This window comes from Weizmannia sp. FSL W8-1119 (assembly GCF_038008605.1).
Taxonomy (GTDB): Bacteria; Bacillota; Bacilli; order Bacillales; family Bacillaceae_C; genus Weizmannia; species Weizmannia coagulans.
In genome coordinates, this window is sequence record NZ_JBBOZL010000001.1 from 2468597 (window position 1) to 2493557 (window position 24961).

The window sequence follows — 24961 nt, forward strand, 5'->3', positions numbered from 1 at the left end:
CTTATAACATGGCTCGGTCCTTTTTATCAAACGGGATATTATTTTGAATGTTGTCAAATCAAAGCGGGCGATCGTGAAAGCCACACCTGGGGATGGAAAAAACCATGCCGTTTTACAGCAACGCCGCCTTAAACCAATGATTGAACAATATAAACCGCCATCCCCCACATGATGACTGCAGAAACTTTGTTTATGAAGCGTAAAAATCTCCCTGACTGGCCTAATCTCCCAATCCCTCTTCCCGCAATCGCCAATCCTGTGAACCAGATCCACGAAACAAGCATACAGGCAATAGAGAAAGCCGCTTTTTCCGCTCCTGCATAGTGTGAACTACCCTCCACTTATCAACCTTACGGTCTGATTGAAGTGGGGGCTTCTCGGGTAATCCCGTCTAATGACAGAAAATTGACCGAGCTAACCCTCTTGTTCCAAAAGTTTTGTTACTTATGATAACGCTAATAAGCGTATACCTTCATTTTTGATATTGATTGCTGAATTGTGATCGCGATCTAATACAAAGCCGCAAGAACATTTATATACACGTTCAGATAATGGCATTTCTTTTTCCTTGCCGCAACATTGATGCTAGTATAGTTTCATGGACACCCTTTAGTGAAATATAATATTGCAGTTTCATTCATTTGCCTGATAACTGGATAGGAATGGTCCCCCGCAATACAAAGCGCGGGCACTTTAATTTGCGGCAAGAACGGGGTGAAATCAATCCCCTTGACCGCCAGACGCTGTTTATACCATTCTCCAGATCTTTTTTGCAGCATTCCTTTTCGAATTGCACGATAAGCCAAGTCCCACTTATAATAAGTGATCTTCATCGAGCGTAAAAAGAATTCACCTGGCAAATAATACGAGAGCGAACTGATGAGATCGATCATGGAGACGAATTTGCCAAGCATAGTTGTCCTGACATTTATACTCAAGCAGTCTGAAATCACGATTGCGCTTACTTGGTTTGGATACAAATTCGAGAATTTCTGAGCAATGATTCCACCATAGGAAACGCCAACAATTACAGCTTTTTTAATTCCCAAATACCCCAGGAGGAGACTTAGATCCTCACACTGGGTTTCTATAACTCTTCCAACCGGAACTTTCAAATTTCCAGACTGTCCGTTTCCTCTCAGATCAAGGAACACAGTTTGATACGATTGTTTAAAATAATTTTTTTGAATTTCAAACATTTCATGTGTTAGTCCAAGACTATGAATAAAGACGAGGGATGTTCCTTGACCACAAACTTCATAATATAGCGAAGTTCCATTCACTTTCCAAAGTGGCAACATTCCCAACTCCTTTTCGTTAACATCTGATGCTAGTATAGTTTCATGGACACCCTTTAGTGAAATATAATATTAACGAAGGGATGTGTCCTGATATGGGTAACACAAGCGAAAAACGTAAAAGTTATCATGCTGAATTTAAAGAAATGGTGGTTGAGCTTTATCAAACTGGAACACCAGTAAAACAGATCTGCAGCGAATATGGCCTGTCTGAAACGACAATCTACAAATGGATCAGAAAACAAAAACCGGTTAAGCTGGATGACGGGAGCTCTTTTACCCCGGAAGAATTTCTGAACCTGCAAAAAGAATTGCACCGGCTGAAAGAGGAAAACGAAATCTTAAAAAAAGCTATGGCCATATTCGCAAAGAAGTAGATCAAACCACTGTTATATCCATGATTGACGAGATAAGAGCCAAACACCATTATGACCTTAAAACCATGTGTACGGTCCTTGGCGTGCCGAGAAGTACCTACTATCAATCCAAACAAAAAAAAGAGTCAAAAACAAAACGGGAAAACCGGGAGTTGACAGACAGAATACGAAAAATCCATACGGAAAGCAAGCAGAGGTACGGAGCGCCGAAGATCCGCCATATGCTTGAAAAAGAAGGGCTCAAAGTCAGCCTGAAACGGGTTCAGCGTTTGATGAAGGCTGCAGGCATTTATTCCATTATCAGAAAAAAGTACCGTCCCCATTCCAATAAGGGCAAGATGGAAGAACACGATAACCTGCTGAACCAGGACTTCTCAACGACAACCATCAACGAGAAATGGGTTACGGATATTACGTACATTCATACTTTGAGAGACGGTTGGTGCTACCTGGCTTCCGTAATGGATTTACATTCCAGAAAGATTGTCGGTTACGCTTTTGACCGCCACATGACGACTGAACTGGCTTTAAAGGCAGTAGAAAACGCTTATCAGGCACAACGTCCAGGTCCGGGATTGATCTTGCATTCTGATTTGGGATCCCAGTATACAAGCGAGAAATTTGCAGAATACATGGAAAAGAAGCAGTTCAAACACTCCTTCAGTAAAAAAGGTTGCCCATACGATAACGCCTGCATTGAGTCTTTCCATGCAATTCTGAAAAAGGAAGAGATCTACAGAGTCAACTATTTGAACTTTCAAGCTGCCAAAAGAGCCTTATTCGAATTTATAGAAGGCTGGTACAATCGGAAACGGATTCATAGCTGCTTGGGCTATATGACGCCACAAGAGACAGAAGACAGTATCAAAGGGGCAGCGTAGTGCTCTTCACAATTTTACAAGCATCCGCTTTACATGGAGTGGCGGGTGTGGCAGGCTTGTTTGCCATGCGAAAGAAATCATTGCCCCTTTCGCCCTTCGCATAACACCACGCCCGCAGAGGCTCCATGTCAAGCGACCAGCGATGTCATGAAAAATATGGCATGAGATCAAAATTAAATTTCACTTATTGGTGTCCAAAATATTGACTTAAATCCACATCTATTAACTTTTTTCCATTAACTATCTGCTAAAACGTAATTATTTTTCATGAGACGATAAGCTATGTTACCCTTCATCTTGATAATAGCAAGCCTCAATATCCGCAATCACCAACACATCCATATGGCGTCCATAACGCAGAATCGGCCTGATTACGGATCGTTTCCATATTTTTTCCCACAAGGTCCGCTTCGATTGCCCGACAATCATCTGCGTACTTTGGATATCGTTGGCTTTATTCAGCAAAAGGTATGGAATCTGCCTTCGGCTCCGGGCAAACAGCATCATAAACTTACCGCCCAACCGCGCTGTCAAGTCTTCCAGCACTTTGATGCGTTTTTTCAACTCATCAGCAACCTCAGCATGATCGTGAACATACGTTACAACCCAGTCAGCCTTCAAACGATAAGCAATTCGAAACCCCCGCCTGATTAAGCGCTCAGCATTGGTGCTTAATGTTACCCCGACGAAGACCGTCTCCTGCTTTCTCCAAGGTCCGCGAAGCGAATCGTTTCTTTCCCAGGCTTCCAATCGTTCGTCCACATCGTCAGCGATTTCCCGTAGCGCCAATTCACGCAAAGCAATCAAATTGCCCGTTCGGAAGAAATGATTCAAGGCCTGATCCACTTTATCTAGCGCATAGATTTTTCCTTCCCGCATTCGTTGCTGCAGCGTTTTTGGATCGACATCAATGAGCTCGACTTCATCGGCCATGCGCAACACGTGGTCGGGGAGGGTTTCCCGAACTCGCACGCCGGTAATCTGTTCAACCGCATCGTTCAAACTTTCCAAATGCTGTACGTTCATCGTCGAAATAACGGAAATGCCTGCGTTCAAAATGTCTATAATATCTTCGAATCTTTTTTTGTTTTTACTGCCGGGCACGTTCGTATGTGCCAGTTCATCCACGAGTACGACTTCCGGATTGCGGCGAATGATGGACTGGACGTCCAGTTCTTCCAGATTCGCTCCACGATACTCCAACTTCGCCCGCGGGATCGTTTGCAGCGAACCGACTTGCGCTAACGTTTCTTTTCGTCCATGCGTTTCGAGAAGTCCGATGACGACGTCAATGCCTTTCTTCTGCAAATCGTTCCCCTCGCGAAGCATCGCATACGTTTTCCCGACCCCGGGGGCGGCGCCGATGAGCACCTTGAATCGTCCTCTCCGGATTTCCCCTATTTTTCGCTCCACTTCCTGATCGCTTAGCCTGCGGTAGCGATCATCCGACCGACCTTCCGTCAGCATTTTGGTCGGCAGTATCCGCTCTCCTTCGTTTTCAGCACGATCCGCAACGAAGTAGATATCCGTATGTCTCGATTTTTTAAGGATGCCGTTTGTAATCGATCCCCGCCACAGCTCCTGCCAGCGATTTAGCTTGGAATGGCCGAGTACAATTCTCGTTACCTGATGCAAGGTTGCGTAACGAGCCAACATGCCGGGAAGCTTCCGTCTACTTGCCAAGGTGAGTTCTTCGAATTTAGCTCCTATTTTATCGGCCAATTTCAAGAGGGAACGCTTAAATGCAGTTTCTTCGCGAGACAGCATTTTTTTCGGATGGACAAATGTGACGATCATCAAATCTCCACCCAAGCGTTTGGCAATTTGTTGGCCGCGGCGGACATGAATGGATCCGTTCCAATGGTATTGCGCCGAGACGAGAATGCGTTCCGCTACTCCGGAAGGCCCGGTTAAACCTTGCTCCATGCGGTATTTTTCGTGGGAATCGTTCACATCTTCCGCCACTAGCCGCAAAGCCAGCTCCCGTAATTTTCCGATGTTGCTTCGCTCAAACAACATGGGCGAGGAGTCACCGTTGACATGCCCCTCCTCCAGCCGTTTCAGTATCGTTTCCGGCGATACGTCGATCAATTGGACTTCATCCGCCATCTCCAATGTGTTTGCCGGGACGGTTTCCTCCACCACGACACCGGTCCATTTTCTCGCCAGTTCCGTCGCGCCGTCGAGTTCGTACACGTTGACGGTTGTGATTACGCTGATGCCATGATTCAGCAAAAATTGGATGTCATCCAGACGTGTCGGAAACTGTGCTCCTTCCCGATTGCGATGGGCAAGCCCGTCAACTAATACCACTTCCGGATTGCGTTTGACCAGCGCCTCGAGGTTCAAGTCCTTACGCTCCATTCCATCCTTGATCCAGTGAATGCTGGGTACACGTTCCAAGTCTCCGAGTTGCTCCACCGTTTCCGGCCGCTGTCTTGTCGAAACCGCACAAATGACGACATCGATTCCCTGCTGCTTCAAATGCTGACCTTCCTGAAGCATGTGGTACGTTTTACCCGAACCGCTGACCGCGCCGATATAGATTTTGAGCCGACCACGGTGTAGCTTGGAAATGGAGTACAGGATTTCTTCCGGCGTCTTCCTGCGAAAACTTCCCACTCTTGTTCCCCCCTTGCGCAAGCTCTTTACTAAAATGCGATAACCCCGCCTATTTGGCCATAGGCAGGGCTCGCAGATGATATTTAACTATTTCATAAGTTCGCGCAGCGCGATGTTCAATTTCAACACATTGACTCTTGGTTCCCCGAAAATCCCCAAATCCCGTCCTTCGGTATGTTCTTGTACCAGTTTCTTGAGCTCGCTCGAAGACAAACCGGTCAACTTGCTGATACGCGGAATTTGCACGTAGGCGGATTCTGGCGTAATATCGGGATCCAGCCCTGAACCGGAGTTCGTGATTAAGGCAATCGGCAATTGGCTAACAGGAACGTCCGGATTGTTTGCCTTCCACGCTTTAACGGATTCTTCCGTCCTTTTCAGCAAGTCCGGGTTCGATGGCCCGTAATTGTTGGAACCGGAGGCTTCCGCTTTGTATTCAATGCTGGAGACCCGGCCTTGAAAATATTTTGGATCGGTAAAGTTTTGCCCGATTAATTCGGAACCGATGATTTCTCCGCTGCTGCTTTTGATCAAACTGCCGTTAGCCTGATCTGACATCAAAAGTTGCGCGATGCCGGTGCAAACGAGCGGATACACAATTCCGCATAGCAATATGAACAACAAACTGAGCCGAATCATGGAAAACAAGTAAGATCCGCGGGAAAGTCCCTGAACATGCTGCTCTGAATGATTCATTCCATTTCAATCCTCTCTGTATTCCGTTTTAACTACACCCATAAGTGAACGACCATGTCGATCAATTTAATCCCGACGAACGGCGCGATGACACCGCCCAATCCATAAATAAGCAGGTTCCGGCTGAGCAATTGGGCGGAACTCATCGGTTTGTAGGCAACGCCCTTTATGGCCAACGGAATAAGCAACGGGATAATGATCGCATTAAACACAAGCGCCGACAAAATGGCCGACATTGGTGATCCGAGTCCCATTACATTCAATACGTTCATTTCCGGAATCGCCTGCATGAACATGGCCGGGATAATGGCAAAATATTTGGCGATGTCGTTCGCCACGCTGAAGGTGGTCAGAGCGCCGCGCGTCATTAGCAGTTGCTTGCCGATCGCTACGACTTCAATGATCTTCGACGGATCGGAGTCAAGATCGACCATGTTGGCCGCTTCCTTGGCTGCCGTCGTGCCGCTGTTCATCGCAAGTCCTACATCCGCCTGCGCGAGTGCCGGGGCATCGTTCGTTCCATCTCCGGTCATGGCTACCAGCTTACCGGCCGCCTGTTCCCGCTTGATCACGGCAATTTTGTCTTCCGGCTTGCTCTCGGCGATAAAGTCATCCACCCCGGCCTCTCGTGCGATTGTCGCTGCTGTCAACGGGTTGTCTCCTGTACACATGATCGTTTTGATTCCCATCTTTCGCAACTGATCGAAACGCTCCCGCATGCCGGGCTTCACCGTATCCTTCAAATAAATGAGTCCGTAAATTCGATTGTCGACGGCAACGGCGAGCGGCGTTCCGCCCTCCGATGCGATCGCGTTCCCTTTTTGTTCCAAATCGGTGGGAATAACCCCTCCTTGTGCACTGACCCAAGCCTTGACTGCGTCAACCGCGCCTTTGCGAACTTTTCGTCCATTCGGCAAATCGATACCGCTCATGCGAGTTTCCGCTTTAAATTCTATGAATTCCGCACCTTCAGCCGCATTCGTTGGATACGTATACCCTTCTTTTTTCATGAGTTCGAGTACGGATCGGCCTTCGGGTGTTTCATCCTTCACTGAACTGACGGCTGCCCATTCGGCTACCGTCTCTACGGTCGTATCCCCAACCGCGATGAACTCGCTGGCCATCCGGTTCCCAAACGTGATTGTACCTGTTTTGTCCAAAATCATCGTATCGATGTCGCCTGCCGCTTCCACCGCTTTCCCTGACATGGCCAGTACATTGAAACGGGTTACTCGGTCCATCCCGGCAATACCGATTGCGGATAATAAACCGCCGATCGTTGTTGGAATGAGACATACCAGCAGCGAAATCAGAACGGGAATCTCCAATTTGATTCCAAGATAATCGGCCATCGGCGCCAATGTCACCACAACGATCAGGAAAATCAGGGTCAGGCTGACAAGCAGGGTATTCAGCGCGATTTCGTTTGGCGTTTTTTGTCTCTTTGCGCCTTCGACCAATGCGATCATCCGATCGATGAACGATTCGCCAGGGTCGCTTGTAATCCGTACGGTTATCCGGTCGCTAACGACCCGCGTGCCGCCGGTTACCGAACTGAAATCGCCGCCTGCTTCTTTGATGACAGGAGCGGATTCGCCGGTAATGGCTGACTCGTCCACGGAAGCGAGCCCATCAATGACCTCCCCGTCACCCGGAATCATCTCCCCTTGCGAGACAATTACAACATCGCCTTTGCGCAGTTCCGTGGACGGAACCACCTTCACGCTGTTGCCGGTCACTTTATTGGCCATGATTTCTTTTTTCGTCTTCTTGAGAGTGTCGGCCTGCGCTTTTCCTCTGCCCTCAGCCAATGCCTCGGCGAAGTTGGCGAACAGCACGGTAAATAGCAAAATTAGAAAAACCGCCAGATTAAATCCAACTCGTCCTTCGGTACCGAAGTAGCCCGGAAACAACGTCATTAACAACACGACGAACGTTCCTGCTTCGACGACAAACATGACCGGATTTTTCATCATGACAACCGGATTTAATTTGATAAAGCTGTCCAAGATCGCCTTTTTGACAATCTCTCCGGACAACATGCTTCTTCGTTTCGTATTCATGATCTCACCTCTTCTATTTCAGGAGCGTCAAATGTTCTGCGATCGGACCGAGAGCAAGGGCGGGCAAAAAGGTCAAAGCTCCGATAATCAGTACGATACCGACGAGAATACCCGTAAACAATTTGGTGTCCGTGCGGAACGTTCCGATCGTTTCCGGAACCCATTGTTTCGCCGCCAGAGAACCGGCTACGCCGAGCAATGCCACAATGGAAACGTACCGTCCGAACAGCATGACAAGTCCCGTAGAAACGTTCCAGAACGTTGTGTTGTCAGCCAAACCTTCGAAGCCGGAACCGTTGTTCGCGGCGGAAGACGTATACTCATAAAGCACCTCAGATATGCCGTGGAAGCCGGGATTGCTGATGGCCCCTTTCCCCAAGTCCGTCAAAAAGGCAATGGCCGTAGGCGCAAGAATAATAAGCGGGTGAGCGAGAATCGCGATGGCAACCAGTTTCATTTCACGAGCTTCAATTTTGCGCCCCATAAATTCCGGCGTGCGGCCGACCATCAATCCGCAAAGGAAGACACCCAATATTGCGTACATAAGCATGTTGACCAAACCGACGCCGTCGCCACCAAACACACAGTTCAGCATCATTTGCGCCAGCGGGACGAGACCGCCCAGCGGCGTCAACGTATCGTGCATGTTATTGACCGAACCTGTTGTAGCCGCAGTCGTAACCGTTGTAAACAAAGCCGACTGCGCTATACCGAACCGAACTTCCTTGCCCTCCATGTTGCCTTGCGAAGCGTCGATTCCGAGCGCATTCAGCGCTGGGTTCCCTCGCAGTTCCGATGTATAAACGATGGACAGGAAGGAGACAAACAAGATGAGCATCGCGCTGAAGATCACCCAGCCCTGTTTTTGATTTCGCGCGAATCTGCCGAACGTATACGTCAGCGCGGCCGGAATGCACCACATGGACAATATCTCGATAACATTGGTTAGCGGATTCGGATTCTCAAACGGGTGCGATGAATTGGCGCCCATAAATCCCCCCCCGTTCGTTCCCAAGTGCTTGATCGATTCGAGGGAAGCTACCGGACCGATCGCGATTTGCTGCGTCCCGCCTTCAAGCGTAGTCGCTTGAACGGTCGGACTAAGCGTTTGCGGCACTTTCAACGCAACTAGTGCCAATGTCACGATGATCGCCATCGGGATAAGCAAACGGGTGTGCGCTTTGACAAAATCGGTGAAGAAGTTGCCGAGCGTTTTCCCTTTGCTTGTCAAACCGCGAATGAACGCGATCGCTACGACGATGCCGGATGCCGCTGATGTAAACATCATCATCATAATAACAGCCATTTGCGAAAAATAGGACAGACCCGTTTCGCCGCTATAGTGCTGCAAGTTCGTATTCGTCATGAAGCTGATGACCGTATTGAAAGAAAGCGTTGACTCCATGTTATCGATGCCGTTCGGGTTGATCGGCAGCCATTTCTGGATGCGTAAAATCAAATAACTGACCGCCACCAAAATAACGTTGGTCAATATCAAGCTGAGCGTGTATCGTTTCCAGCTCATTTCAGCGCGGTTTTTCAAACCGGTCAGTCCGTAGATCAACCTTTCAATCGGTCCGAATATTTTGTCGGTCCGGTTGGGTTCATTGGAAAATACATGAAAGATGTATGCCCCCAAAGGTTTGACCAAAAAAACTAAAATCACAATGACCGCTACCAGTTGCAAAATGGCCATTTCATGCCCTCCTCAAACATATACAGATCATATTAAAATTTTTCGGGATTCACCAAAGCAAAAACGAGATATAAAAAAATCAAAACCGTAAAAACAGCAACTATTATCATGAGCGTTCTCCCCCCGATTCACCTACAACTCGTCCGCACCAAGCTAAAAATAAGCAAAACAATCCATATACGCCACCTAGTGTTAAAATCATTGCGATATCCATCATGAATGATCATCCCTCCCTTCAAGCATGTAACCGGTACGTTTGCCTGATATGGATTCAGCTTTCGTTATCAAGCAGAAACGAAACATCATCGCTGCGGGTGTAAATGACATAGCTAGCGCCAAGTCCTTTGTAGATGAGTCTTGCATTGTTGCTGCCGGTGATGATATAGATCGGCTTGCCTGTCCAGGATCGGCAGATCTGAATGTATCGGCAAATCAAGGGCAAACTTGACTCAAACAAGTACACCTTCCCTACCGGTAACTCTGGAATGAGCCAGGTTTCCCGGTCTACAGTATCGACCATTAAGATGTGCTTGACGCCCAAATGTGTCAATCTCGACTTCTCTGTTTCATTATTGGTAATCGCTGCATAAGGTATTTCTTTGATTCGCAACGCTTTAATAAACTGCTCCCCGGTTTTGTTGGGCGCAGAGACGAGTACAAACTCATCTTGAGCTTCCATAGCCAATCTCCTCCATCCTGGTACAGGCAACAAAAAAGAAGCTTTCGGAAGAGGAACTCTTCGTCAGCTTCTTAGGCACGAAAAAACACCGTGTCTAATCACGACAATTGTTGCCTCTCTTAAAGACGCTTACGAGGTTAGCTGTCGGATTCGGGCGTAAGAGTCGCCCTACGCCGGATTTACCGGCGATTCACCCCATGAAGCCGACAAGACCGGCTTCGATTGGTTCCCCCGCTCCTTCGTGTTAATTGAAGAATTCAGCGATTGAAACGATGATTATCATGTTCACGAAACACCACAGAGGCATAAGCACTGTGGTCGAAACTTACGATCACAAGCTTCATCATCCTCTCTCTACAAGGGCCACACTTTTGAAAAGAGCTGCTTCCGCATTTACGAGTTTTGCTTATGGATTCGGGCGGTGAGAGTCGCCCTGCCCCTGCTTAAGCTTCGTATAAGCGGGGGAATTCATCCCTTACGGATCCGGTTGACTTGCTCTCACACAAGCACTGATCCGTAGTTGGTTCCCTCTTGTTCCTGAGTCACAATTAAGCAACTGTAAATGAAAAACAATTCAATTCATGGACTTATTTTATTCATTATTTTGAGGTTTTTCAATCATTTTTACGAAATTTTTACGCCCAGTACCGGTTTATTTTACTCTTTTTTTACAGTAACCTAGAGAGGAGAGACACAAAAAAGAGAAGGATGTGTTTTTCTATGCATAAATGGAATGCGGTATGGATTTCGTTGCGATCGTACGTAAGCACGACTTTGCTGATCGCTCTCATGACCATGGTATTAAAACCGTTTGGTCTTGCTTTTGACTTGGTCAATATTGCTCTTATCTATTTACTCCCGGTTCTTTTCAATGCCGTCTTCGGGGGACTGCGTCCTGCTTTCTACGCGGCGATCCTGGGTGTCTTAGCCTTTGATTTCTTCTTCGTGCCTCCTGTACTGAGCTTTACCGTATCAGACTTGCGCTATCTGGTTTCATTTGGCGTCTATTTGGCGGTGGCAGCATTAACGGCCAGCCTAGCGGCCAAGCTGAAGCAGCAGGTCCTCTTTTCCAAGCAAAGGGAAGCTCACACAGCTGCGTTGTACGCGCTTAGCAAGCAGATGAGCGCGATCGCGGACATCCATTCCATGCTGGACAATTTTTCCCGACAAGTTTCGCAGACCCTTGACACAGAAATCGCGATCTATTTGGCGGATGACCAGAATACCCTGAAACTTGCCCATGAGTCTGCCGATCTTCCTGACTGCAGGCAAGAGAATACGGAAATGTCTATCGCAAAGCGAGTGTTTGAGCACGTCGAGACGGCCGGAATGGAAATTTCGCGTTTGAACGAATCTCCGGGTTATTTTATTCCGCTTCGGACCGAAGACCGCACATATGGTATCATCGCGCTCTATCCGAATGAAGCGCGAACCGGGATCACAGCCGAGCAAAAGCGGCTCTTCGAGGCTCTCGGAGGCTTGGCGGCCAGCGCAATCGCTCGCCTCAGGCTGGCGGAGGAAGCCCGAATTGCTCATCTAACAGCAGAGTCGGAACGCCTTCGTACTGCAATTTTGGATTCGGTCTCCCATGAACTACGCACCCCTTTGGCAACCATCATCGGCTCGGCAACCGGTCTGATCGAGGGCGGGCATATTTTCTCTGCAGAGGATCGAATGGAGCTTCTTGTCACGATTCGTGACGACGCCCTTCGTATGAATCGCCTAGTGACGAATCTGCTCAGCATGGTGCAGCTGGAGAGCGGGATGCTGCGCCTCAGGAAAAACTGGTGCGATGTGGAGGACTTGATCGGCGTCACGTTATCTCAGGTCAAAGACTTTCAACAACATCGAAAGCTGCGCACCGAGTTGCCGGATGACGGGCCCATTATGGTCCTGGGTGACGAAGTATTGCTAGAGCAAATGTTGGTCAATGTCGTGAGCAATGCGATCAAATACAGTCCGGATTATAGTGAAATCGTCCTGTCAGTGAAAACCGGGGAAGCAGGCGTTGTCATCTCGGTCTCCGATACGGGGATTGGACTGAACGAGGACGAATACGATCGGATATTCGAAAAGTTTTACCGTTCAACCGCTGCGAAGCAAATAACCGGTACGGGATTGGGACTTGCCATATGCAAAGGAATCGTCGAGCTTCATGAAGGAACGATATCGGCGCAGCCGAAGGAACCGCGAGGGACCATTGTAACGATAACCCTTCCCTTAAACAAGCAAGACGACTTGCTTGCAGCAGCTGAAGAAAGGGGAACCACGAATCATGACCATGAATGAACATGGGGCTCGCATTTTGATCATCGATGATGAACCCCAAATTCGAAAGCTTCTGAAGGTAACCCTGCAAGCCCATCAATATGCCATCTACGAAGCCTCGACAGGAGAGGAGGGCCTCCAACAGGCATCCTTGATGTTGCCGGACTTGATCATACTTGATCTCGGGTTGCCGGGCATATCCGGCATGGAAGTGCTCGGCCGCATCCGGGAATGGTCAAATTCGCCGATCATTGTGCTGACGGCAAAAGACAGGGAGGAAGATAAAATCGTCGCGCTCGACAGCGGCGCCGATGATTATGTAACCAAGCCGTTCGGGATGGGAGAGCTCGTCGCTCGAATACGTGTTGCGCTGCGGCACGTAGCCAAATCGTCGAATGAGCCCATCCTCCAGATCGGCGAGCTGACCATCGACCTGGCACAGCGAAGCGTGGAGTTGAAGGGAGAACGGATCAAGTTGACCCCAACAGAATACGATCTGTTGAAAATTCTCGCCTCCAACGCCGGGAAAGTAGTCACGAAGCGTCAGCTGCTCCAACAAGTATGGGGCAGCCACCACAATGAGACCGACAGCCATTATTTGCGGGTGTACATCGGACATCTACGCAAAAAACTCGAGGAAGACTCGACTCGGCCCAAGTTCATTCTGACGGAGCCGGGGATCGGCTATCGCTTCCTGTCCAGGGAGTAACAGAGTCGCTTACCTCGGCTACGTCCATCCTCCGTTCAAAAACGTAAGAACGGGACCTTCGTGTAGAAATATTGCCGTCTCCGTAAGTTTTTGTCCGATGCATCCGTTTTCGCGCACGAGAAAAGGCTAAAAATCAAAAATAGGCGTTGGATTCGGCTTTTACATTGTCTTGCAAAAAGCGTATGATCTCTATCAACAACTTCAAATTCATTTGAATCGCTGAATTCCCTAAGGGGAAACGGGGGAACCAACAGAAGCCATTAAATGGTTTCACGGGGTGAATTCCTTGTCTGCTTGGCACTTGGAAAGGGTACTCTCAAGCCCTAACCCGACAGCTAACCTCGTAAGCGCATTGAGAGAGAACCGTATCCGAGCTGCGTTTGTCTGATGGACTGACAACAGACTGCCCGAGAGCTTCGTTTCTCTGCTCTTCGGGCTTTTTGTCATACCCAAAAAACATTTAGGGAGAGTGGCAAGCATGTTACACGTGCAAGAAGCGGATCCACTGCCGGGTCTTGAATCGCCCGGTTTTCGGTATGAGGAGAGAATCCGTTCCATCGAAGTATTTCGCTTCGATCAAGAGTTGACCCGGCGTTTATTTTTCGAAAACGAAAAAGGTAGCGTGTGCGGATATCTGAAACTATCCGGCAACGGGTTTAGCGGTTGGGGAGAATACCGATTGCCTAATACGAAAAAACCGTTCGACCTCGTCGGATGGGCATCCGTATATATGAATCTGAAAGGTCTTAACATTGCCCAAGCCTTTCAATTGCTACAGGGTAAAGAAGAGAATTGGGGAAGGATTCGAAAAGAGTTGGCCGAATCGGCGTTGATGGACTTGTCATCCACTCTCGAGACCCCTTTTCTTTTGCCACATCACGGTGATTTTCCGATAAAACAACAATATATCATGGAACATGCCGAATCTTACGTCTCATTCTGATCTCGTAACGGAAAGGAGAAATGCATGGTGCAGGAGCTTGTAAATCAACTGAAAGAGGCCTACTTGCAATGATCGGTGAACATCCGCAGGAGGTGGAAGTAAGAGTCATTAAAAACCATATCGTGATCATTGCCAAAGGAACTCCAACAATTGAGCATTCCATCTCTGTCCATACCATACGCGGCAGAAGCATTCATCAGACGATAGTCGAAATGGATCGCGACCGATTGCAAGCGCTGTCGAAACCTAAAGTGGCTGCAATTGTCGGTTGCCGCGTCACTTCCATTCAATCCGACATTTGCATCGGCACCGAGGAAAAAATGGAGCTGATTCATCTGGATTGCGATATCAAGCACAAGTATATGCATGATTAGGTTTGAAGAGACGTTTTATTCCAAGGCCTGTCCGTCAGTTAAGTGGAACAGTATTCGAATTCATAATCGGGAGAGATAATGTTGTCATTATTGGTGATGAAATATGGCGGCAGTTCCGTAGGCGACGCCAAACGGATAAAGCGCGTTGCGCGTCGGATAGCGGACCGAAGGCAGGAAGGCCATCAGTGCGTCGTGGTGGTCTCCGCAATGGGAGATACGACGGACGATTTGATCGAGTTGTCCAAAGAAATCGCGGAGGCAACCCCTTCAGCGCGTGAAATGGACATGCTGCTCAGTACAGGAGAACAAGTTTCGGTTGCCCTGTTGTCGATGGCGCTGCACGCCCTGGGCGAACAAGCGGTCTCTTTAACCGGCTGGCAAGCCGGCATTCGTACAGAAGCCAACCACGGGAAGGCACGGATTATCGACATTCAGGCAGATCGAATAATGAATGCGCTAAATCAGGGGCGCATTGTCATTATAGCCGGTTTCCAAGGAGTGACAGAGAATGGCGAGATTACGACGCTTGGACGCGGGGGCTCCGACACGACGGCTGTCGCGCTTGCAGCAGCGATCCGGGCAGATTTGTGCGAAATATACACGGATGTGGACGGTGTTTATTCAACCGATCCGCGCATCGTCAAGCAGGCCAGAAAACTGAAGGAAATCTCTTACGACGAAATGTTGGAAATGGCTCATCTCGGAGCGGCGGTTCTTCACCCCCGTGCGGTGGAATGTGCCAAACAAAATAAAGTGAAGTTGGTCGTTCGATCCAGCTTTACGAACCATGAAGGTACGCAAGTAAAGGAGGAAACGGATATGGAACAAGGAATCGTGGTTCGTGGCATCGCGTTCGACAAGCCTATTGCGCATGTAAGCTTATTGGATATGCCTACAAACCCAAGCCGACTCGCTGCGGTTTTTAATTCGCTTGCGAATGACGACATTGATGTCGATCTTATCGTTCAAGGCGGAATAAGGAATGGCAAGGCTGACCTGTCCTTTACCGTTAGCCTCGCCGATCTGGAGAAGGCAAAAAGTGTGCTTTATCACATCCAGGCAGATGTTGGTTTCAAAAACTTGGAAACCCACTCCGATTTGGTGAAAGTATCTATCGTCGGGGCGGGAAATGTCAGTTCCCCTGGTCTTGCAGCGACGATGTTTCATACCATTGCCGAAACCGGCGTTAGCATTTACACGGTCAGCACGTCTGAAATTAAAATTTCGTGCGTAATCGAAGGGAGAAGGCTCCATGAAGTTATTCGATCCCTGCATACCGTGTTTGGACTCGACGAGCACGAATATGTCTTTGTAACGGACGTAAGTAATGAATGAATGTTACTCAACGGAAAAACACGCTGTATCTTAGTTCAGAGCCTCTGCCAAAATAAAAATATACACTTGAGCGAGGCTCTGGAAAATTAATTATCCCGATTTTTTTTTGCCTTTTCATCCAGATTTTCAATTTACATCCATTACATCCAGATTTTTAATTCAATAGAAGTAAAACGGTCATTTTCCTTCAAAAAAAGGGCATACGTATCCCGCCTTCACAAAATGGTTTTTTTCACTACCCTTTGTGGAAAGAAAACGTTCATTTGAGTTATTCACATATCCACCTGTGAATAACTTAATTTGCTCTTTGCAGCCGATTGCGTGTCCATCCACAATTGGCCTTTCCTGTCTGATGGTACGCCATATTTGCCATGATATGCATAGATATCATGCATCGATCTACATGAGCTTCAACTGCCTGCTTCCCACGCTTGTGAACACGACGGAGACTGTATCCGTCTTTTAGAATGCCAAAGATTCTTTCGATGATCGTCCTGGCACTATATAACACTTCAAATGTGCGACCATGTTGCGGCAACTCGACATCTACTTGAGGCGTTTGATCAAAGTCTATCCTAAATACTCTTCCTTGTGCTGCCCCATTACAACATTCCGCGTGATTCGCTAGCGGGCAGGTGAGACCTTCTTGCTTGGCATTTGGATGAAATACAGGACAAGTGTAAATATATTGCCCCTTTTCCCGATCAGATCCTCTAAGTTCCATTTTATGTCCACTGATACAGATGGGAGTGCCGTACCGGTTGATTTTTTCAATCCCCCGGGCGGTAGTTGGTTTATCTTTACGGTTCCGTGGATTGATCGGTGCCACCAATTTCGCCTGTAATACATCCTTTGTCACTTTTTGATTTTCCGGCGTTTGGTAGATTCCATCTGCCAGGATAAAGCTCAACTGCTCAGCCATCTCGGGGTGCTCTGCCTTAAACGTTTCCAATGTCGGTTCTAATGTTTTCCCATCGGGTGTATTTCCTTTAAATACTTCCCGCGTCAAAGGCAAACCGGATTTCACCCCGCATACCATTGATAATTTATGCGCAATATAGGAGACTGCATTACTTTTACGCATTACCCCTACATTGTCGTCCGTAAGGACTCTGGGGCAATCGCAATTACCCTCACAAGAACACGTCTTCCTTGTTTTATTCAAGGTTGCTTCTGCCTCTATATGCGATGTATCCACGGCGGCTGCTTCCTCATTCGTTTCAACCACGCCTTCCCCTTTATTATATTCAACAACCAATAGCCGGGCTTTTTCCCAAAGACCATTTGTTGTCATGATTTGATCAAAACGAGCAAAGGAACGGTAGCTCGGAATTTTCTCCGTAAATCCACACATGGTGGCAAATAGCGGGTTTGATTTCACTTGCAAATAGACACTCTCCACCATCACTTCAATATACTGTAAAGAGGCCAGTTCAAAAGCACGAAAAAAGGGCATGAAAGGATGCGGTTTTCTCCCAGTGGAAGGGAGATGAAATAATGAAGACGCAGACTTGTCTTCTTCCTCCGTTATTGAAAATAGTGCCGGTTGTATTTCATTAGAAGGATCATGTGCTCTTTCATTTTTTAGGTGCAAATATAAAAGGGTGTAGTATTCTCGTTCAATCGGCTTAAAAATCTCCCATGGGAAACACATGGCTGGAATGACAAATGGTATATCGGCATAGTCTTGCCAATTGTGGGGAATCAAATTTTGTTGTATTGAAAAGTCTCTGGTTTGTGTTAGAATAGAAATAGTCATGAAATCACTCCCTGGATATTTGCTCGTACTTATATCTTAGCAAAGGAGTGGCTTTCATGGCTCTTTTTTTTCAAAAAAAATCATCCTTTTCCGTTTTACAATATTTTCCACAGGAATGAGTAGCCTAATCTATTGAAACTCGCCCAAAGCCTCAAAAAGTGATAAAATTCTGGCACTTATAATAAGCAAATTTATCCTATTAAAATCAAAAACTCACAATTTCTTTTTATATTTGTCATAATGTTTCTACAAACGTCTTTTTTCTTTAGTGGAATAAATCAACGAACTTTAATTGTCTGAATGCTTACAGTTTCAGGGGATATAGCATTTTGGCAAGGGCTCTTAAGAAAAAACAAAAGGCTTCATATTTCTGTTATAAACTAAACGTCCAGATGAGTGATCAACCTATCAAACGAAAAAAGAGAGGAAGACCTAAAAAGGACGAACAGACAAAACGAGAACAAATCTATCAAATACAACTGGAATCGTTTGAAAAAGATCATGATTTTATCGAAAATAAGAAAAAAATGCTCAGCACTTTTGTTTTAATCACAAATAAATTAGATGAGGAGACACTATCCAATCAAGAAGTTTTGAGGGTTTATAAAGGACAGTCGGCCGCTGAGACCCGTTTCCGATTAATCAAAGATTCACAAATGATTGATGCCATTTACTTGAAAACCCCGGAAAGGGTTGAGGCCTTAGGTATTGTGTATGTGATGGCTTTATTAATCTATGGAATTTTAGAATATCGAGTTAGAAAAGAACTGAAAGAAAAGAACCTATCTCTAATCTTGAAAGGAAAAAGGAAACTCTATCAACCCACAGGCCAAGCATTGTTAGAGCAATTAGAAGATATTACCGTGATCCTTATAAATCAAAATCAACAAAAAATAAGGCTCTTACCCGATAATATTGATTCACAAGCCAAAAAAATCATTGAATTATGCGGGTATGATGTATCAATATACGTGTCAAAAAATGTCGAAAACAAAGGAGAATAACACACAATAGGAGGAATTCATGAAAAGAATGTCGAATTGAAAAGAATTTTATCGAAAATTCCTCAAAAATAAGAAGATATCATCCCACCAAGCCATTTAAATATAGTTCATTCAAAAATTAGAATGAACTATATTTAAGACGTGCGAAATGTGGGTTTAATTGTCTGACTGCTTACAGTTTCAGGGGATATAGCATTTTGGCAAGGGCTCTAAATTTATTAATACCTAAACTTCCTTCTCCCAAAGAAGATGATTTATCTCAAGGGATACTAGATTCAATTGATTTAGATAGTTACCGAGTGGAAGCTCGTGATTCTATGTCTCTTGTATTAGATGATGCTGACGCTGAGATTGGCCCTGTACCTGCTGGTCGTGTAGGTGGCATAGTGGAGCCAGAAATGGATTTGCTTTCTAGCATTCTTTCATCATTTAATGACTTGTTCGGCAATATAGACTGGAACGATGCTGATAATGTTCGCCGCCAAATTCTAGAAATACCAGGAATGGTTACAAAAGACGAGCGCTATATTAACGCAATGAAAAATTCAGACAAGCAAAATGCGCGTATGGAAAGTGAACGTGCCCTTCAGTCGGTTATATTTAGTATAATGGCGGATAATATGGAGTTATTTAAGCAGTTTAATGATAATCCTTCGTTTAAGAAATGGCTGTCGGATCTTGTTTTCAATTTAACGTATAACCCTGAAGGAAAACCATTTGAAACTCCTTACAATGATTCAAATAACAAATAAGCTGTTACGAGAGAGGTAAAGGATTATGGCTAAACGAGGAAAAAGTATAAATTTGTTTTTAATGGATGGCACACCAAATGGGAGAATAAAGTGTACTCTTGCTAATTGGACAGGCGTGGCTTACAAAATACCTCGAACAGAACTAGATAAGTGCAAGGGACGCGAAGATTTATCACAGAGCGGTGTTTACTTCTTATTTGGCACTTCCGATCAAACAGACGACAATATGGTTTATATTGGTCAAGCTGGAGTACGAAAAAATGGAGAGGGTCTTCTCTGTCGGTTGATAGAACATAAGCGAAATCCTGATAAAGATTATTGGACAGAGGCTGTTGTATTCACTACGTCCAATAACTCCTTTGGTCCCACAGAGATAAGTTATCTTGAGAACCGCTTTTGTGGACTTGCAGTAGAGGCAAACCGGTATGTGGTTAAGAATGGAAACGACCCTACTCCAGGAAATATAACCGAGGAAAAAGAAAGTGAGCTTGAAGAGTTCATTGATTACGCTAAGATTATAATGGGCGCTCTTGGACATAAATTATTCGAACCACTAACAGATAAACCAAAAGCAGCTATCACTGTAGAATCTCCCGAAGAAGAATTGCTTCTCTTTATGAAGCGAAAAAGTCGTAAGAGTGGACAAGTAATTGAGGCAAGCTGTAAGCAAACAAACGAGGGCTTTGTCGTCTTACAAGGCAGTCGTATAGAAACTATAGATTCTGATAGCATTCCACCTGGAATTAAAGAACGCAGACAAAAAGCCAAAATAGATGAAAATGGAATACTTCAAGAAAACATCTTATTTCGTAGCCCATCATATGCTGCTGCCTTTGTCATTGGCGGGCACGTAAATGGACTGGTAGAATGGAAAACGAAAGACGGGGTATCATTGAAAGAAATAGAAAACAGTGAAGAAAATTAAGCGGAAATTTACATCCATCCTGTCTCCTCAACCCTGTTAATATATCTAACCTATCAACTCAACCCTATCACTTTCAAGGCAGTTGATATGTTACCGCAAACAATAAAAATAAGGGTTTTCTGACATTATTTCTTCCGGCAAAGTAGCCGCGAGAAAACTCAATGTCTGGAAACCCTTTATTTATGGGCATTTTCAGCCCTTCTATTTCCTCACCCTTGACATCAAGACAACACACTCCACATGCGCCGTTTGCGGGAACATATCCACAGGCTGCATGTACGCTACGTCATAAGCCTTGCTCAATATGTGCAAGTCCTTCGCCAAAGTGGAAGGGTTGCACGACACGTAGACAAATTTTTTCGGCTTTACCTTCAAAATTGTCCGTAAGAGGGCTTCGTCACAGCCCGAACGCGGCGGGTCGACAATGACAACGTCCGGGCGCCATCCTTCGTCCAGCCATTTCGGCAGGAGGACTTCCGCTTTGCCTGCGTAGTAATGGGCGTTCGGGATGTTGTGGGCGGCGGCGTTTTTTCTGGCATCTTCAATCGCTTCCGGAATCACATCCATGCCACGGATTTCAGATGCGCCGTCCGCGAGCCACAAGCCAATGGTGCCGACACCGCAGTAAGCATCCGCAATTTTCTCCTTGCCGGTCAACGCAGCGGCGTTTTTCACTTCATTGTAAAGCTTCACCGTCTGGATCGGGTTCAGCTGGAAAAAGGCGCGGGCGGAGAGTTCGTATGTGAATTCTTCGAGCCGTTCTTCAATGATTTCTTTTCCGGATAAATGAATCGTTTCGTCGCCGAAAATAACCGACGTTTTTTTGGCGTTCACATTTTGCGCAACCGATACGACTTCCGGCAGGCGCTTTTTGATCTCAGAAAGGATGACATCTTTGCGCGGCAGCTCCCGCCTGGCCGTAATCAGCACAACCTGGGCCTGGCCGGTCTGGGTGCCTACCCTTGTGACAATTGTCCGCACGATGCCTTTCCCGGTTTTTTCATTATACACCGGAACATGAAAATCATTTAAAATTTGTGTCACCACTTGTGTCACTTTGTTTGTCAGCGGATGCTGGACAATGCATTCCGGCACGTTGATCAGCCGGTGGGAATCGAGGCTGTAGAGGCCGGAAATAATTTTCCCATGGTCTTCGCCGAGCTGGAACTGGCCTTTGTTCCGGTAAATCCACGGGTTATCCATGCCAATCGTCGGGCGGATATCGAGTTCGTCTACTTTTAACTTTGTATGGCGTTCAAGCGCCTGGATGACAATGTCGCGTTTTTCGATAAGCTGCTGCTTGTACGCAAGGTGCTGGAGCTGGCAGCCGCCGCACTGCTCGTAAACCGGGCACGGGGGTTTTACCCGGTGGGGCGAGCGTTTTCGCACCTTTTTGGCAATGCCCTCCACGTATTTCGGGTGTATCCGTTTTGCTTCAACGACCACCTCTTCGCCCGGCAGTGCACCTGGCACGAAAACGACCGTCCGCTTAAAATAGCCGACCCCTTCCCCGTTGATGCCGAGCCGTTTGATCGTCAAGGGAAATTGCTGTTTTGGTTTAATGATGGCTTCTTTTTGCATAAAATCCGTCCTTCTATTCGATGCTGCGCCATAAGTACAAGGAGGCATAACTCAAATAAGGCTCCCAGTCTTTTGCGTAAGCGTCCATTTCTTCATAAGTAGGTTTTTTCTCAAGCTGGAAAAGTTTTTTCAATGCCTTCTGTATGCAGATGTCAGCTTTTGGAAAATGATTCAGGCGGCCGAGCCCGAACATGAGAAAATTTTGCACGGTCCACGGGCCGATGCCGCGGATTTTCACGAGCGTTTTTAAAATTTCCTCATCCGGTTCCTTCTCAAGTGCCGCCAGATCCAGTTCGCCTGATGCCACCAATTTGGAAAGCCCGATTACATACTCTGCTTTCCGCTCGCTAAACTGCAGGGCGCGTAAATCTGCGACTTGCAATGCAGCCGTTTTTTCAGGAAACGGATAAAACCAGACACCGTCTTTTTGAAAACCAAAATGGTACACGAAACGCTCTGTCAGCGTATGGGCAAATTTCATATTGAGCTGCTGGTGGATGATGCATTTGACCAGGCAGGCATATGGCGAAAAGTCGAGCACAAACGGTGTACCGCAGTGTTCTTTAAAAAGCGGTTCAAGGGCGGTGCCGGTAAAATGGTTTGTGATGCCTGCGAGGTCTTCCTCCCACTGAAAAAGGTGAAAAATCCGCTTCTCAACGATTTCAGCGGTATCCGGATTTTCGCCTTTGATGAGAAATGCAGGTGCCTCCGTCGTGCCGGTTGCAGTGATAGCCGCTGTTTCCGGATGTTTGCCGTATATCGGGATTTTCACTGTCCGTCTAAGCGGATCCACCGCATGCAACGGGTCGAGGCTTAATCTTTCGAGCGCACGGTCAAAATTGTACGGGCCATTGATTTTAACGATTTTCTCCCACATGGCGTCCTCTCAATTCGTTTTTAAGTATTATAGCACAAGCGCTCGCCCTTTTCATTGCCGATTCAACGCGCATGAAAAACAACGCAAGATAAAGAGACCCGGCCTGTTACTTGTCTAATCAGAATTTTTATTTGGACAAACGCAGGTGAGCTGCGCGGCTATTTGTCTAATTAGGGCTTGCTGAACGAATCCGATTATGGCTTGTATCTGATTTGTCAGCAAGATCTACCTCAATATCATAGGAGAATGCATCTGCGAAAATGCTTTATTCTGTCCTCTCTGTATGTTGAATCAGCTTTAGAGTGCAAAGTTTTTCCTGCATTTTTTATAAAACCCTTGCATTTAAAGTTCGGCCAAAGCTGTCAGTATCCTTACCAAGTCTAGGACTTTTGCTTATTCAGCAAGCCCTAATTAGCCTTTTTAATTAGACAAAAGCGGAAGGGCTGCTCGAGCACTTGTCCAGTTAGAGCTCTGCCAATTAGACAATTGCAGGAGGGGTGCATGCTCATTTGTTTAATTAGCGTTTCCAATTGGACAAATGCAGGTGATCCGCCCGGCTATTTGTCTAATAAATCTGCCAATTAGACAATTGCAACAGACCCGCGCGAGCATTTGTCTAATTAGACGCCCATGCCGCTGTGAAAGCAGCACCAGCGGAAAAATAAAAATCAACCGGCGCATATTTCAGAATAGACGCCCATGCTGCAGTGAACGCGGCCAGCAGAAGAATGAAGATCAGCCGGCACAATTGTTTCCAATTCGTTCAACCCAACCCGGCAAGCCCTTTTCCTTCTGGCAAGAAACCAGCCTGTTGCGGCAAGAAAAACAGAGCTGCCCACTTTTCAGGCAGCCCTCTTTGGTTACTTTTTCAATTTTTCGGTTTTCATAAACTCATCCATGCTTTTGAATTTGTAGCCTTGTTTTTTCAAGTCTTTGATCACGCGTTCCAATGCGTTGGCATTGTCTTTTGACACAGTATGGAGCAAAATAATGGCCCCAGGGTGGATTTGTGACATGATGCTGTCATAGGCAAATTGTGTGCCGCGCTGGCGGTTCACATCCCAGTCGAGGTAAGCCAGTGACCAAAGGACATGGGTGTAGCCTTCTTCATTGCCCAGTTTCAGCGTCCGTTCACTCAGGATGCCGCGGGCCGGACGCAAATATTTCATTTCTTTCTGGCCGGTAAGGCGGGCGGTTTCTGCTTTCACTTTTTCCAACTCTTCACGTACTTGTGCATCGGAAATCTGTGTCATGTCCGGATGGCTCCATGAGTGGTTGCCAATGATATGGCCTTCTTTCACCATCCGTTTCACAAGATCCGGCTGTGATTTTAAATAGTGGCCGGTGACGAAAAAGATGGCAGGGACTTTTTCTTTCTTCAGAACATCGAGTATTTTCGGGGTATACCCATTCTCGTATCCATTGTCAAACGTCAAATACACATACTTGTCGTTCGGATTGCCCTTGTAAATGCCGCCGTATTTTTGCAAAAGAGCGTTATAAGCGGCGCCGGCATCCGCCTGCTGCCCGTTTTTGCCTTTGTTAAATCCCCAGTTGATCGGGGCGTTGGAAAGGGCAAAAGCATCTCGCTGCGGGCATATTGAAAAAAACAGGAAGACTGCAAAAAGTGTTGCAAAAACTTTTCTCATAACCAAACTCCTTTTTGTTGTTTTCCTTATCTTTCTCATTTCTGCAGCCGGAAATGCTGGCAGTATCTGTTCGTGCAGGAAAACAGGGCAATATCGTTCCAAAACAGCAGTCGTCCCCCGATGCCAGATAAAAAACCGGCCTTTACAAAGAAGGGGCCGGTTTGCGCTTTTTGAATTGGTCCATTTTCATTTCGATTTCATCGATCATTTGAATAAGCCGGTCAATATCTTCAAGGCCTGCCGCTTCCGGATCAATCGAATCCAGAACCTCCAAAAAGATATTCAGCCGTTCCATTAAATAAGTAAGTTGCTGGTCCTTGTCATATACCGCTTTCCCCAAAAAAATCCTCCTCACGTACTTCTTTCTTATTATAGTATACCCCATTTTCGGCACAGAAAAAAGCTGCCGTTCAGACAGCTTTTTCTTTATTAGCGTGAGACAGGCCTCCTCAGAAGCCGGCGAACCTGCCCAA

Annotated in this window: 21 protein-coding genes, 2 pseudogenes and 2 riboswitches; of the genes and pseudogenes, 9 read left to right on the top strand and 14 right to left on the bottom strand. The window is 46.6% G+C overall.

What is annotated here, in order from left to right; translation table 11 throughout:
* Positions 1–128: 128 nt before the first annotated feature.
* From NSQ19_RS12210 to NSQ19_RS12220, 3 genes and pseudogenes are all read right to left on the bottom strand, one after another.
* Complete coding sequence (locus tag NSQ19_RS12210; protein WP_328192496.1) at positions 129–341, bottom strand: LysE family transporter; 213 nt, start codon at positions 339–341, stop codon at positions 129–131.
* A 103-nt stretch (positions 342–444) separates the two neighbouring features.
* Positions 445–579: pseudogene (locus NSQ19_RS12215) on the bottom strand (zinc ribbon domain-containing protein); the annotation flags it as partial.
* Positions 580–596: 17 nt separating this feature from the next.
* A complete protein-coding gene (locus tag NSQ19_RS12220) occupies positions 597–1301 on the bottom strand; it encodes an alpha/beta fold hydrolase (RefSeq protein WP_340702914.1) in 705 nt (234 codons plus the stop codon).
* Positions 1302–1393: 92 nt separating this feature from the next.
* On the opposite strand from NSQ19_RS12220, the gene NSQ19_RS12225 reads away from it, so the two are divergent.
* Positions 1394–2556, top strand: a protein-coding gene (locus tag NSQ19_RS12225) for an IS3 family transposase (protein WP_406601754.1) whose coding sequence is annotated in 2 segments (ribosomal slippage) — positions 1394–1637 and positions 1637–2556 — 1164 coding nt in all. Because the reading frame shifts where the segments join, the coding sequence is not laid out codon by codon here.
* A gap of 285 nt (positions 2557–2841) precedes the next feature.
* Here the strand turns inward: NSQ19_RS12225 and NSQ19_RS12230 are convergent.
* From NSQ19_RS12230 to NSQ19_RS12250, 6 genes are all read right to left on the bottom strand, one after another.
* Positions 2842–5178, bottom strand: a complete 2337-nt coding sequence (locus tag NSQ19_RS12230; RefSeq protein ID WP_340702915.1) for a histidine kinase — start codon at positions 5176–5178, stop codon at positions 2842–2844.
* An 87-nt stretch (positions 5179–5265) separates the two neighbouring features.
* The gene (kdpC, locus tag NSQ19_RS12235; protein WP_328192572.1) at positions 5266–5874 is read right to left on the bottom strand and encodes a potassium-transporting ATPase subunit KdpC; all 609 of its coding nucleotides are present in this window, start codon (positions 5872–5874) and stop codon (positions 5266–5268) included.
* A gap of 32 nt (positions 5875–5906) precedes the next feature.
* Positions 5907–7937, bottom strand: coding sequence for a potassium-transporting ATPase subunit KdpB (gene kdpB, locus NSQ19_RS12240; protein ID WP_328192571.1), 2031 nt, complete (start codon positions 7935–7937; stop codon positions 5907–5909).
* A gap of 13 nt (positions 7938–7950) precedes the next feature.
* Positions 7951–9633, bottom strand: a complete 1683-nt coding sequence (gene kdpA / locus NSQ19_RS12245) for a potassium-transporting ATPase subunit KdpA (protein WP_340702916.1) — start codon at positions 9631–9633, stop codon at positions 7951–7953.
* Positions 9634–9665: 32 nt separating this feature from the next.
* Entirely contained in the window at positions 9666–9743 is a 78-nt protein-coding gene (locus NSQ19_RS15785) for a potassium-transporting ATPase subunit F (RefSeq protein WP_080612102.1), read from the bottom strand.
* 161 nt (positions 9744–9904) lie between these two features.
* Positions 9905–10312 (bottom strand): hypothetical protein, encoded by a 408-nt coding sequence (locus tag NSQ19_RS12250; protein ID WP_161655352.1) that lies wholly within the window; start codon positions 10310–10312, stop codon positions 9905–9907.
* Between the two features lie 111 nt (positions 10313–10423).
* Positions 10424–10585: riboswitch (cyclic di-AMP (ydaO/yuaA leader) on the bottom strand.
* A 447-nt stretch (positions 10586–11032) separates the two neighbouring features.
* On the opposite strand from NSQ19_RS12250, the gene NSQ19_RS12255 reads away from it, so the two are divergent.
* The 5 genes from NSQ19_RS12255 (at position 11033) to NSQ19_RS12275 (ending at position 15941) form a co-directional block, all read left to right on the top strand.
* Positions 11033–12601: an ATP-binding protein gene (locus NSQ19_RS12255; RefSeq protein ID WP_017551733.1), complete on the top strand. Its 1569-nt coding sequence runs from the start codon at positions 11033–11035 to the stop codon at positions 12599–12601.
* On the top strand, positions 12588–13289 hold the full coding sequence (locus NSQ19_RS12260; protein ID WP_328192570.1) for a response regulator: 702 nt from the start codon (positions 12588–12590) through the stop codon (positions 13287–13289). Before NSQ19_RS12255 ends, NSQ19_RS12260 begins: the two co-directional genes overlap by 14 nt.
* Before the next feature lie 207 nt (positions 13290–13496).
* Positions 13497–13655: riboswitch (cyclic di-AMP (ydaO/yuaA leader) on the top strand.
* A 112-nt stretch (positions 13656–13767) separates the two neighbouring features.
* Positions 13768–14232 carry a hypothetical protein gene (locus NSQ19_RS12265; RefSeq protein WP_061575815.1) on the top strand — a complete coding sequence of 155 codons (465 nt, stop codon included), beginning with the start codon at positions 13768–13770 and terminating at the stop codon, positions 14230–14232.
* A gap of 68 nt (positions 14233–14300) precedes the next feature.
* On the top strand, positions 14301–14606 hold the full coding sequence (locus NSQ19_RS12270) for a Na-translocating system protein MpsC family protein (RefSeq protein WP_340702917.1): 306 nt from the start codon (positions 14301–14303) through the stop codon (positions 14604–14606).
* A gap of 81 nt (positions 14607–14687) precedes the next feature.
* Positions 14688–15941, top strand: a complete 1254-nt coding sequence (locus NSQ19_RS12275; RefSeq protein WP_227277956.1) for an aspartate kinase — start codon at positions 14688–14690, stop codon at positions 15939–15941.
* Between the two features lie 295 nt (positions 15942–16236).
* Here the strand turns inward: NSQ19_RS12275 and NSQ19_RS12280 are convergent, their stop codons facing one another.
* Positions 16237–17700 carry a transposase gene (locus tag NSQ19_RS12280; RefSeq protein ID WP_340702252.1) on the bottom strand — a complete coding sequence of 488 codons (1464 nt, stop codon included), beginning with the start codon at positions 17698–17700 and terminating at the stop codon, positions 16237–16239.
* A 335-nt stretch (positions 17701–18035) separates the two neighbouring features.
* Here NSQ19_RS12280 and NSQ19_RS12285 point away from each other — a divergent pair.
* The 3 genes and pseudogenes from NSQ19_RS12285 to NSQ19_RS12295 form a co-directional block, all read left to right on the top strand.
* Positions 18036–18704, top strand: a pseudogene (locus tag NSQ19_RS12285) (IS1634 family transposase); the annotation flags it as partial.
* 197 nt (positions 18705–18901) lie between these two features.
* Complete coding sequence (locus NSQ19_RS12290; RefSeq protein ID WP_328192568.1) at positions 18902–19456, top strand: hypothetical protein; 555 nt, start codon at positions 18902–18904, stop codon at positions 19454–19456.
* 25 nt (positions 19457–19481) lie between these two features.
* On the top strand, positions 19482–20381 hold the full coding sequence (locus NSQ19_RS12295) for a GIY-YIG nuclease family protein (RefSeq protein ID WP_009052922.1): 900 nt from the start codon (positions 19482–19484) through the stop codon (positions 20379–20381).
* A gap of 201 nt (positions 20382–20582) precedes the next feature.
* Here the strand turns inward: NSQ19_RS12295 and rlmD are convergent, their stop codons facing one another.
* From rlmD to NSQ19_RS12315, 4 genes are all read right to left on the bottom strand, one after another.
* A complete protein-coding gene (rlmD, locus tag NSQ19_RS12300; protein WP_340702919.1) occupies positions 20583–21962 on the bottom strand; it encodes a 23S rRNA (uracil(1939)-C(5))-methyltransferase RlmD in 1380 nt (459 codons plus the stop codon).
* Positions 21963–21975: 13 nt separating this feature from the next.
* Positions 21976–22839 carry a DNA-3-methyladenine glycosylase family protein gene (locus tag NSQ19_RS12305; RefSeq protein ID WP_340702920.1) on the bottom strand — a complete coding sequence of 288 codons (864 nt, stop codon included), beginning with the start codon at positions 22837–22839 and terminating at the stop codon, positions 21976–21978.
* 860 nt (positions 22840–23699) lie between these two features.
* Positions 23700–24488, bottom strand: coding sequence for a delta-lactam-biosynthetic de-N-acetylase (gene pdaA / locus NSQ19_RS12310; protein WP_013860352.1), 789 nt, complete (start codon positions 24486–24488; stop codon positions 23700–23702).
* Between the two features lie 142 nt (positions 24489–24630).
* Entirely contained in the window at positions 24631–24828 is a 198-nt protein-coding gene (locus NSQ19_RS12315) for an SE1561 family protein (protein ID WP_017554110.1), read from the bottom strand.
* Positions 24829–24961: the final 133 nt, after the last annotated feature.

What these genes read in the sequence shown, in the direction of transcription:
- NSQ19_RS12260 (WP_328192570.1), top strand. Translation starts at nt 12,588, where the DNA reads ATGACCATGAATGAACATGGGGCTCGCATTTTGATCATCGATGATGAA.
- kdpC (WP_328192572.1), bottom strand. Translation starts at nt 5,874, where the DNA reads ATGAATCATTCAGAGCAGCATGTTCAGGGACTTTCCCGCGGATCTTAC.
- kdpB (WP_328192571.1), bottom strand. Translation starts at nt 7,937, where the DNA reads ATGAATACGAAACGAAGAAGCATGTTGTCCGGAGAGATTGTCAAAAAG.
- NSQ19_RS12265 (WP_061575815.1), top strand. Translation starts at nt 13,768, where the DNA reads ATGTTACACGTGCAAGAAGCGGATCCACTGCCGGGTCTTGAATCGCCC.
- NSQ19_RS12295 (WP_009052922.1), top strand. Translation starts at nt 19,482, where the DNA reads ATGGCTAAACGAGGAAAAAGTATAAATTTGTTTTTAATGGATGGCACA.
- pdaA (WP_013860352.1), bottom strand. Translation starts at nt 24,488, where the DNA reads ATGAGAAAAGTTTTTGCAACACTTTTTGCAGTCTTCCTGTTTTTTTCA.
- NSQ19_RS12270 (WP_340702917.1), top strand. Translation starts at nt 14,301, where the DNA reads ATGATCGGTGAACATCCGCAGGAGGTGGAAGTAAGAGTCATTAAAAAC.
- kdpA (WP_340702916.1), bottom strand. Translation starts at nt 9,633, where the DNA reads ATGGCCATTTTGCAACTGGTAGCGGTCATTGTGATTTTAGTTTTTTTG.
- NSQ19_RS12220 (WP_340702914.1), bottom strand. Translation starts at nt 1,301, where the DNA reads ATGTTGCCACTTTGGAAAGTGAATGGAACTTCGCTATATTATGAAGTT.
- NSQ19_RS12250 (WP_161655352.1), bottom strand. Translation starts at nt 10,312, where the DNA reads ATGGAAGCTCAAGATGAGTTTGTACTCGTCTCTGCGCCCAACAAAACC.
- NSQ19_RS12255 (WP_017551733.1), top strand. Translation starts at nt 11,033, where the DNA reads ATGCATAAATGGAATGCGGTATGGATTTCGTTGCGATCGTACGTAAGC.
- NSQ19_RS12280 (WP_340702252.1), bottom strand. Translation starts at nt 17,700, where the DNA reads ATGACTATTTCTATTCTAACACAAACCAGAGACTTTTCAATACAACAA.
- NSQ19_RS12305 (WP_340702920.1), bottom strand. Translation starts at nt 22,839, where the DNA reads ATGTGGGAGAAAATCGTTAAAATCAATGGCCCGTACAATTTTGACCGT.
- NSQ19_RS15785 (WP_080612102.1), bottom strand. Translation starts at nt 9,743, where the DNA reads ATGATAATAGTTGCTGTTTTTACGGTTTTGATTTTTTTATATCTCGTT.
- rlmD (WP_340702919.1), bottom strand. Translation starts at nt 21,962, where the DNA reads ATGCAAAAAGAAGCCATCATTAAACCAAAACAGCAATTTCCCTTGACG.